The 9,023-nt window shown below is 67.7% G+C and carries 10 protein-coding genes; 3 read left to right on the plus strand and 7 right to left on the minus strand.

Annotation, left to right across the window (positions count from 1 at the left end; all coding sequences use genetic code 11):
* Positions 1-347: 347 nt before the first annotated feature.
* Complete coding sequence (locus AB0M65_RS38690) at positions 348-941, minus strand: TetR/AcrR family transcriptional regulator (RefSeq protein ID WP_364039849.1); 594 nt, start codon at positions 939-941, stop codon at positions 348-350.
* 84 nt (positions 942-1,025) lie between these two features.
* Here AB0M65_RS38690 and AB0M65_RS38695 point away from each other — a divergent pair, with 84 nt between their 5' ends.
* From AB0M65_RS38695 to AB0M65_RS38705, 3 genes are read left to right on the plus strand one after another with little or no spacing between them, the layout of a single operon-like run.
* A complete protein-coding gene (locus AB0M65_RS38695) occupies positions 1,026-1,427 on the plus strand; it encodes a MerR family transcriptional regulator (RefSeq protein WP_364039852.1) in 402 nt (133 codons plus the stop codon).
* Positions 1,424-2,407 carry an aldo/keto reductase gene (locus AB0M65_RS38700; RefSeq protein WP_364039855.1) on the plus strand — a complete coding sequence of 328 codons (984 nt, stop codon included), beginning with the start codon at positions 1,424-1,426 and terminating at the stop codon, positions 2,405-2,407. The genes AB0M65_RS38695 and AB0M65_RS38700 overlap by 4 nt, the downstream gene beginning before the upstream one ends.
* A 26-nt stretch (positions 2,408-2,433) precedes the next feature.
* Positions 2,434-3,435 carry an aldo/keto reductase gene (locus AB0M65_RS38705; protein WP_364039858.1) on the plus strand — a complete coding sequence of 334 codons (1,002 nt, stop codon included), beginning with the start codon at positions 2,434-2,436 and terminating at the stop codon, positions 3,433-3,435.
* Positions 3,436-3,483: 48 nt separating this feature from the next.
* Here the strand turns inward: AB0M65_RS38705 and hisS are convergent, their stop codons facing one another.
* The 6 genes from hisS to AB0M65_RS38735 all read right to left on the minus strand — a co-directional run bounded on the left by hisS (position 3,484) and on the right by AB0M65_RS38735 (position 8,503).
* Complete coding sequence (gene hisS / locus AB0M65_RS38710; protein ID WP_364039861.1) at positions 3,484-4,770, minus strand: histidine--tRNA ligase; 1,287 nt, start codon at positions 4,768-4,770, stop codon at positions 3,484-3,486.
* A 36-nt stretch (positions 4,771-4,806) separates the two neighbouring features.
* Positions 4,807-5,196, minus strand: a complete 390-nt coding sequence (locus tag AB0M65_RS38715) for a hypothetical protein (RefSeq protein WP_364039864.1) — start codon at positions 5,194-5,196, stop codon at positions 4,807-4,809.
* 85 nt (positions 5,197-5,281) lie between these two features.
* Positions 5,282-6,466, minus strand: a complete 1,185-nt coding sequence (locus AB0M65_RS38720; RefSeq protein WP_364039867.1) for an amidohydrolase family protein — start codon at positions 6,464-6,466, stop codon at positions 5,282-5,284.
* A complete protein-coding gene (locus tag AB0M65_RS38725; RefSeq protein ID WP_364039870.1) occupies positions 6,463-7,596 on the minus strand; it encodes an MAB_1171c family putative transporter in 1,134 nt (377 codons plus the stop codon). Before AB0M65_RS38725 ends, AB0M65_RS38720 begins: the two co-directional genes overlap by 4 nt.
* Entirely contained in the window at positions 7,593-8,114 is a 522-nt protein-coding gene (locus AB0M65_RS38730; protein WP_364039873.1) for a hypothetical protein, read from the minus strand. Before AB0M65_RS38730 ends, AB0M65_RS38725 begins: the two co-directional genes overlap by 4 nt.
* Positions 8,111-8,503 carry a helix-turn-helix transcriptional regulator gene (locus AB0M65_RS38735; RefSeq protein ID WP_364039876.1) on the minus strand — a complete coding sequence of 131 codons (393 nt, stop codon included), beginning with the start codon at positions 8,501-8,503 and terminating at the stop codon, positions 8,111-8,113. The genes AB0M65_RS38730 and AB0M65_RS38735 overlap by 4 nt, the downstream gene beginning before the upstream one ends.
* Positions 8,504-9,023 lie beyond the last annotated feature (520 nt).

A 9,023-nucleotide genomic window follows, 5' to 3' on the forward strand; every position in this document is an offset into this window, starting at 1 on the left:
GCGGGAAGTCCGTGGCCTAGGGCGTGTCTGACTGATCACCCAGCCGTAACACCGCATCGAACCCGGCTCAGCCGAGGGAAGGGGGCCTTCACGCGGGCCGGGGTCGTCGGCGAGGCGGGGACCGTGGGGGACCGCCGGGGGCGCGGGAAGCGGGGAGTGGCGGCGGAAGCGAGGCTTGCCGGAGCGCGTTTAGCGGGCTAAACGCGCTCCGCGCGCGGCGGGCCCTGCGGGTTGTGCGTTTAGCGGGCTAAACGCGCTCCGCGCGTGGCGGGCGGTGCGGTTGCGCGTTTAGCCCGCTAAACGCGCTCCGCGCGGGCTAAACGCGCTCCGCGCGGGAGCCCGGGGCATCAGCGGCGCAGCCAGCCGGAGGCGTTCGCCCGCAGCGCGGTCTCGTAGGCGGTGCTCACGGCGAACTCCTCCGGCAGGTTCCCGTTCAGCTCCAGCGACACGAGCCCGTGCACGAGACCCCAGCAGCTCACGGTGATCATTTCGGGCGGGACGTCGGTGAAGACGCCGTCGGCGACGGCCTTCCGGATCGTCTCCTCAAGGGGGGCCATCGTCGCGCGGGCCTGCTCGGAGGTCTCGTCGGCCGGTTCGAAACCCGGTACCGACTTCGTGAACATGATCGCGTAGAGATGCGGGTCGGCCAGTGCGCTCGTGCGATAGGCGACGCCGAGCCGCACCAGGTCCTCGACCGGGTCGCCGGTGAGTGAGACACCGGACATCCGGGCGCCGAACCGCTCGAATCCCTCGGCGTAGAGGGCGCTGACCAGGTCCGTTTTCCCTCCGAAGAGTGAATAGACCGCGGTGGTCGACGTGCCGACGTCCGCGGCCAGTTTGCGGAGGCTGAGTGCCTTGGGGCCGTCGGCCGAGATGAGTTCACCGGCGCGGTCCAGCAGTTTCAGCCGGAGGTTCTCGTCGTGCGTCCTGGGACGGGGCATGACCCCAGCGTATCGCAACACTGTTATCAATCGCTCGGATTCGGAGTTGACCTGGAGCGCACTCCAGGTCGTACTGTCGTTGACATGAGCTACTCGATAGCGGAAGCCGCACGACGTAGCGGGTTGTCCATCGACACCCTCAGGTACTACGAGCGCATCAAACTCGTCGAGCCCCCGGCACGGGACGCCGCGGGGCGCCGCGCCTACAGCGACGACGACCTCGGATGGCTCGGGTTCCTGACCAAGCTGCGTCTGACCGGCATGCCCATCAAGCGGATGCGGGAGTACGCGTCACTGCGTCACCACGGCGCGGCGAGCGCGGGACGGCGCAAGTCGATCCTCGTCGACCAGCGCACGTCGGTCGCCGATCGGATCGCCGAGCTCCAGGCCTGCCTCGACATCCTCGACTACAAGATCGACCACTACGACCAGGTGGAACGCAAGGTGCTCGGCACCGGAGCCACCATGGAGGGAATTTCAGCGTGATCAGCACCAGGAAGCTCGGCGATCTGGAAGTCGGGGCGCAGGGCCTCGGCTGCATGGGGATGAGCCAGGGCTACGGCGTCCGGGACGACGATTCGGAGTCCATCGCCACCGTCCACCGCGCCCTCGAACTGGGGGTGACCCTGCTCGACACGGCGAACGTCTACGGCACCGGCGCGAACGAGGAGCTGGTCGGCCGGGCGATCGCGGGCAAACGGGACCAGGTCGTGCTGGCGACCAAGTTCGGCGTCGTCTGGGACGAAGACGGCGGCATGTCCGCCCAAGGTGACGCGGCCTACGTCAAGAAGAGCTGCGAAGACTCCCTTCGCAGGTTGAACGTCGACCACATCGACCTCTACTACCAGCACCGCGTCGACCCGGACACGCCGGTCGAGGAGACCTGGGGCGCGCTCGCGGAGCTGGTGGACGAGGGGAAGATCCGGTACGCCGGGATCTCCGAGGCCGGCGCCGAGACGATCCGCCGTGCACACGCGGTCCACCCGGTGACGGCGTTGCAGAGCGAATGGTCCTTGTGGACTCGCGGCATCGAGGGAGAAATCCTCTCGACCGCGCGTGAGCTCGGGATCGGCGTCGTGCCGTTCTCGCCGCTCGGCCGCGGTTTCCTCACCGGCAGCGTGACGTCGGTGAAGGATCTGCCGGAGGACGACATGCGCCGCGGGATGCCGCGGTTCGCCGAAGGCAACTTCGAACGCAACATGGCGATCGTCGAGGCACTGCGTGCGTTGGCGACGGAGAAGGGCGTCACCGCCGGACAGCTGGCGCTGGCGTGGGTGCAGTCGCGGGGGGCCGACGTCGTGCCGATCCCGGGCACCAAACGCCGCAAGTACCTCGAAGAGAACGCCGCCGCCGCGGAACTGGAACTGTCCGACGCGGAAATCGCGGCCATCGAAAAGGCCGCGCCCGCCGAGGCGATCGCCGGTGAGCGTTATCCGGAGCGGCTCGCCCGCGCTGCCGGTAAGTAAGTTTTCCCAGAATCGCGAGAGAGATCATGACGGGTTCGACGCTGCCCATTCGCAGGCTCGGCACGCTGGAAGTCGGCGCGCAGGGGCTCGGCTGCATGGGCATGAGTGAGTTCTACGGCCAAGGTGACGACACCGAATCGATCGCGACGATCCATCGCGCCCTCGAATTGGGGGTGACCCTGCTCGACACGGCCGACATGTACGGATTCGGCCGCAACGAGGAACTGGTCGGCCGCGCGCTGGCCGGGAAACGGGACAAGGTCGTGCTGGCGACCAAGTTCGGCATGGTGCGTGACGAGGCCGATCCCGGCAAACGGGGGATCCGGGGCGACGAGTTCTATGTGCGGCAACAGGTCGAGGCGTCGCTGCGCAGGCTGGACGTCGACCATATCGACCTCTATTACCAGCACCGTGTCGACCCGAACGTGCCGATCGAGGAGACCGTAGGAGCGCTGTCCTCGCTGGTCGAGCAGGGGAAGGTCCGGCATATCGGGTTGTCCGAGGCAGGGCCGGAGACGATCCGGCGGGCGCACGCGGTACATCCGGTGACGGCGGTGCAGACGGAATGGTCGCTCTGGTCACGCGACATCGAGGACGAGGTCGTCGGAGTCTGCCGTGAGCTCGGCATCGGCCTGGTGCCGTATTCGCCACTGGGCCGCGGCTTCCTCACCGGCCGCTTCAAGTCCAAAGAGGACTTCGCGGAGGGCGACTTCCGGCAGGCATCGCAACCGAGGTTCGCCGATGGGAACCTCGAACGGAACCTGGCGATCGTCGACGCGCTGCGGGCGCTGGCCGAGCCGAAGGGCGTCACCGCCGGACAGCTGGCGCTGGCGTGGGTGCAGGCCAAGGGCGACGACGTCGTACCCATTCCGGGTACGAAGCGGCGCAAGTACCTGGAAGAGAACGTCGCGGCCGTCGGTTTGGAGCTGACCGCCGAGGACGTGGCCGCGATCGAGGCGGCGGCCCCCGTGGACGCGGTCGCGGGGGAGCGTTACCCCGAAGCGTCGATGCGGCTGCTGTCGCGCTGAGCCCAAACGAAAACCGGCGCCGGGTCTCCGGCGCCGATTTTCGCTGTGTCAGAGCAGAGAAGTGACCGTCGAGACGACGGCGTCGACGGCGACGGTCTGCTGCTCGCGCGTCGCGAGACTGCGGACCGTCACGTTCCCGGCGGCCCAGTCCTCCTGGCCGACGATCACCACGGCCTGTGCTCCCGCCTTGTCCGCGCGGGTGAGTTCCTTGCCCAGCTTGCGCAGCTCGATGGGCGTGGACGTGCGAAGACCGGCCTTGCGCAGCCGCCCCGCCACCTCGCGCGCGGCGTCGGTGAGCTCTTCGACCACCGGGATCACCACGACGTCGGCCTCACTGCGCGGCTTCGGCGTCAGGTCGTGGGTGTCGAGGAAGTCGATCAGCGTGACGTCACCCATGCCGAAGCCGATCCCGGGGATCTGCTGCGGCGTGAACAGCGACGCCAGGTCGCTGTACCGGCCGCCGCCGAAGAGGGCACGGCGGTTCTCCGGAGAGGTGTCGAAGACCTCGAACACGGTCGACGTGTAGTACGCGAGCCCGCGCACGATCATCGGATCGAACGTGATCAGGTCCGCGGCGCCGCTGTCGAGCACCTTCACCAGGTTCGAGTTCTCCTTGACCTGATCGGGCAGTTCGTCCAGCAGGGCCGTGCCGGACGACAGGATCCTGGTCAGCTTCTCGAACTGCTTGTCGGTCAGGCCGATCTCGGCCGCGGTGTCGCTCAGCTTCGTGCGGTCCGACTTCTCCCAGCGGTCCACCAGGGTGAACACCTTCGGCAGCTGCTCGGCGGTCACCCCGACGATGTCGGTGAGCGCCGACGAGAGCAGGTTCCGGTCGTTGGCCCGCACCGCGAACATGTCCGGGGTGGCCCCGAGCGCACCCATCAGGTCGTGGACGAGCTCGAAGATCTCGATCTCGGCGTTCGCGCTGTCCGAACCGAAGATGTCCGCGTTGATCTGCCAGTGCTCGCGGACCCGGCCACGTTGCGGCCGCTCGTAGCGGTGGCAGTTCGGGTGGCTGTACCAGCGCACCGGGAACTGCAGCGACTTGGCGTTACCCGCGATCATCCTGGCGACGGACGGCGTCATCTCCGGGCGCAGCGCCAGTCGTTCGCCGCCCTTGGTGGTCAGCGTGTACAGCTGCTGGTCCGCGATCTCCTGGCCGGACTTCCGCTCGTAGATCTCGGCGGGTTCGAGGATCGGCCCGTCGTAGCGGAGGAAGCCGCGCAGTTCGAGGACGTCGTAGAGATGGCCGAACACCTGCGTCCGGACGGACATCTCGGCTGGCAGGAAGTCGCGGGTCCCCTTCACGGGGGCTGTCGGCAGGTATTCAGGCACGTCAGCAAGCTTAACGAGCCGCCACCGACGCCTTTGTCAGGGGAAGGCCACGCCGTACGCGGTGGTCAAGATCGCAGCCCCGAGCATGAGGGCTCCGGCACTGGTGACCCGTCCGCCGAGTTTGCCCTTGCCCGGTGCCAGGTGGAGAAAGAAGCCGCCGGATTGGGCGAGGACGCCGAACAGCAGCAGGAAGCACACGATCCACAGCGCGGTGATCGAGAGCTCGGCCTGGCCGAGGATCTGCAACGCGACCAGCGCCAGTACCAGCAGGACGCCGGCGTGGGCATGGCCGGCACGGAACATCGATCGCTGGTGTTCGGTCAGTTTCCGGTCGCGCATGACGCCCATCAGCGCGTAGCCGCCGTACATCACCGTCGGCAGCGACACGAGCGCGATGACCGTGAACAGTCTGAGCGGGCCTTCCATGGTTCTTCCCTTCGTGGTGGGTAGCGCAACGATAACACTGTTTTAAAACAGTGTCACGCAAGTTGGCGTATCCCGGCGGGATGGATCAGGCCCGAGTGCCGCGCGAAAGGACGAAAAGGACGTTCCGGAGGGCGGTGAGGTCGTCGAGCGGATGGCCGTCAACTACCAGGACGTCGGCGCTGAGGCCGGGAGCGAGCCTGCCGGTGACGTCGCCGATGCCGAGTCCGGCGGCGCTGTCCTCCGTCGCGATCTCCAGGATCCGGCGCCTGCCGAAGCCAAGCCATTCGTAGAGTTCGAGCGCGCCGACCGGATCGTCGAAGACCGAACCGGGCAGCCCGGCGTCCGTGCCCGACAGGAGTGGCACACCCAGTTCCTCCAGCCAGGAAAGCCTGCCGTAGACGGTTTTCGCGAGCTCCTCACCCATGCGCTCGGCCATTGTCCGCCAGTTGCGGCTGCTCGTCGAGCAGGCCGCGATGCCCTCGTCCGCCATCCGCTTGGCGACGCCTTCGCGCCTGTCCTGCCGCTGCGGGCCGGTCATCCAGGTGCAGTGTTCGATCGTGCGGGCACCCGCTTCGACCGCCGCTTCGATCGCGTCGGCGCCGTGGGCGTGCGCGGCGACCGGGAGGCCGTGGCGCGCCGCGTGCTCGACGATCAGCCGGAGCGTCCGGACGTCGAACTGGGACTCCCACATCTCCGCGCCACCTTCGGTGATCTGGCCACCACTGGCCATCACCTTGATCACGTCGGCACCAGCGGCCGCGTCGGCGTCGATCAGCGCACGGATCGCGGCTTCGCCGTCGACCTCGCCACCGAGGAAATGGCAGTGTCCATTCGGGACAGTCAGTGGCGTGCCCGCGGTCAGCAATCGGGGAGCGGCAACGCCTTCCGCGTCGAGTTCCGCCCGGACCCGCGCGCCGAGGGCGTCCCGGTCACCGAGGTCCCGCACCGTCGTGACGCCACTGCGCAGCAATTGCCCCAAGCGGTCTTTGGCACCGGCGCGGAGTGCGGCGTCTTCGCTTGCCAGGAAGTTCGGGAGCATTTCGCGGGTGGCGTCGAACGCCAGGTGCACGTGGGCGTTGACCAGGCCGGGCATGAGCGTCGCACCGGGGAAATCGAGCCGTTCGGCGTCCGGTGACGCCTGCGCGACGACGTCGGCGCGTGGGCCCGCCGCGAGGATCCGGTCGCCTTCGACGAGCACGGCGCCGTCTTCGACGGGGGTACTCGGCCGTGACAGGAGAAGGCCGGCCGTCAGCAAGAGCTGCGAAGTCATGTCCCGCTCCCGGAAATCGCGGCCGAAAGCGCGAGCAACGGCCGGACGTCGGATTCGATGTCCGCGGCGCCGCCGGGGAGCACGAGTTTCGCCCGCCCGTCGGTCTCCTCACCCGCGGCCTGCCTGGCGATCGCCGTCCGCAGCGCCGCCGCGGCTCCGCGGGGATCGTCGACGGCGAGCGCCGTGAGGTCGGTTTCGAGATAGGGACTCAGCTGCACCAGGCCGTCGCGGATTTCGATCACGCGACGGTAGTAGTGGCGGTGGACCGTCCGCGGGTGCCACCGGTCCCACGGTCCCCGCGGCGTGGTCCGGAGCACGATATTCGGGTAGACCTCGGCCAGTACGGTCCACAGCGGGGTGAGCCGCTCGTGGTGGAGCCGGTGCTGGCGACGGCGTCGCAGCGCGGCGAACCGGGCACGCGCGCCGGGATAGGTGATCCCCGCGAGGAAGAGCACGATCCCGAGGAGGATCAGCGGGACGGCGACGGTAAGCAGGACCGGGATCGAGGGCCCGAAAGCCCAGGCGATCACGATGTAGAGCGCGCGCAGGACGCTGCCCGCCGACAGGCCGATGAGCCCGGCGGCACTGAGTTTCAAACCGGTCCGCAAATGGCGGTCCGCGGTGCGGATGTACCGGAAGATCCACCAGGTGCAGGCGAGCAGGCCGTAGATCAGGTACAGCCCCGCGCCGAGGTAGAACAGCGCCACACCGGGCTCGTGCACGAGCTTCGGGCTCAACGCGAGACCGCGTGCCTGTACCGGGGTGATGGCCATGGCGATGAACATCAGCGCGATCGCGGCGGCCAGCGGGACCAGTTCGAAGAGCACTCGCAGCGGTCTGCGCGGGCCCAGCGCCGAACCGAGGAAGACGATCAGCAGCGCGCAGACCGCGAACGCCAGCATGACGTTGTTGACCAGCCGTCCGGTGCCTTTGCCCGTCAGCCCGTCGAGCCAGTCGGAGATGACCTTTTGTTGCGCGAGGAACGAACAGGCGACGAAAACGATCGTGACGGTGATCGCCCAGTTCGGCAGCACCCGCGGCGCCCGGTAGGTCTGGTAGATCCGCCAGGCGAGCGCGGTCGCGAAGAGCGCCATCGCCACGATGTTGACGGGGGAGAAGAGCGTGTTCACATCCACCCTTGGTGATCGCCCAGCGCGCCTTGGACGCGGCGGACGTCATCGTCGTCGGCGCGACGGGGGATCGTGTAGTTCAAGACCGACGCCCATTCGAGGATGATGGTCGCCACGGTCTCGGCTTCCCATTCGTGTGCCTCATCGTAGGAGGTGCGGCGTAAAGCGCGATGTACGGCGTCGCCGTCGAGACCGGTCGCGGGGCCACGCAGGAAGTCGGCGGGTTCGGCGTCGCCGCCGGGATGGTGATCGGCGAGCATATGGCCGAGTTCGTGCAGGATGATGTGATCCTGATGGGATTTCGTGGTCTCCTGCTGGAAGAAAATGTAGTCCGCCGAGCCGGTGGCGATCCAGCAGCCGAACGGGCCCGGCACCGCCAGCGGATACGGCATCAGCCGGATCGGCCTGCCGCGCTGCTCGCCCAGCCGCTCGCACAGCACGTCGACGTCGAGTGGTGGTTCGATGTCGAGCTTGTTCAGCATCTTGCGGCAGCGCTTGCGGAGTTCGCGTTCCTTCATCGGCTTTCGCCCGGCTGCTCACGGTCGGCCCGCTCGTACCGTTCGACGAGCTCCAGCAGGTCCATGACCTGGCGGCGGCCCTGCGGGGAGAGTTCCTGCGCACGCATGGCCATAAGTGTCGCCTCTCCGGCCGGCCGCGGTTCCTGATCGTCGAAGAAGTAGGTGATCGGGACTCCGAACAGCCTCGCGAGCGCCTCGACGTAGTGGATCTTCGGGTTGATGCGCTTGCCGGTGGCGAGCTGCTGGAGATACGCGGGCGACATGGCGGGACCGCCGGCGCGATCGATCGCCGCGGACAGCTCCCGGTAGCTGTGCGGGGCACCTTCGTCCGCGCGCATCGAATCGATCAGCGCGCTCAGTTTCCCGGCGAAGGTCTGGTGCGACGACATGACCCCCCTTTCGTGCCTGTTGCTTTAGTGGCGCTGTTGCTTTCGTGCCTGTTGCTTTTGTGGCGCTGTTGCCCTGTCGTTCCGTAGCCGGAGTGTAACGCGATTCGACCTGTCCGCAGCTGTTGACAGCGCCTGTATGCAGTGGTTTACAGTTGTCAAGCGGTTTCTGGCCGTGCCGGGGTCTCTCTCTCCGGAATCCGTGCTCTGGGGGTGCACGGACAACGGAGTGAGAGGCCTTTTCCCGGGCGGGTGCACAAGATCGTGCTGGATGTAGTACGCTTCGGTAGCCAAGGTTGATCGCCATCACGGCGAACCCTTGGCCTAGGCCTGTTGCCGGAGGTCGACCCCCAGGGCTTCCGGTGACAGGCCCCTTTACCTTCCGGGCCCCTTCCGCCTCTAGTTTTAAGTACATGAAGGCCCCCTTCCTTGCGCCTAGGTACAGGGCAGGGGGTCTTCGCACGCCGCCAGCCGGCATTGCGGGCGGCAGCGGGGCCACGTCCACCGGAACGGACCACTTCGA

The sequence above is a fragment of the Amycolatopsis sp. NPDC051071 genome (genome assembly GCF_040682875.1).
GTDB lineage: Bacteria > Actinomycetota > Actinomycetes > Mycobacteriales > Pseudonocardiaceae > Amycolatopsis.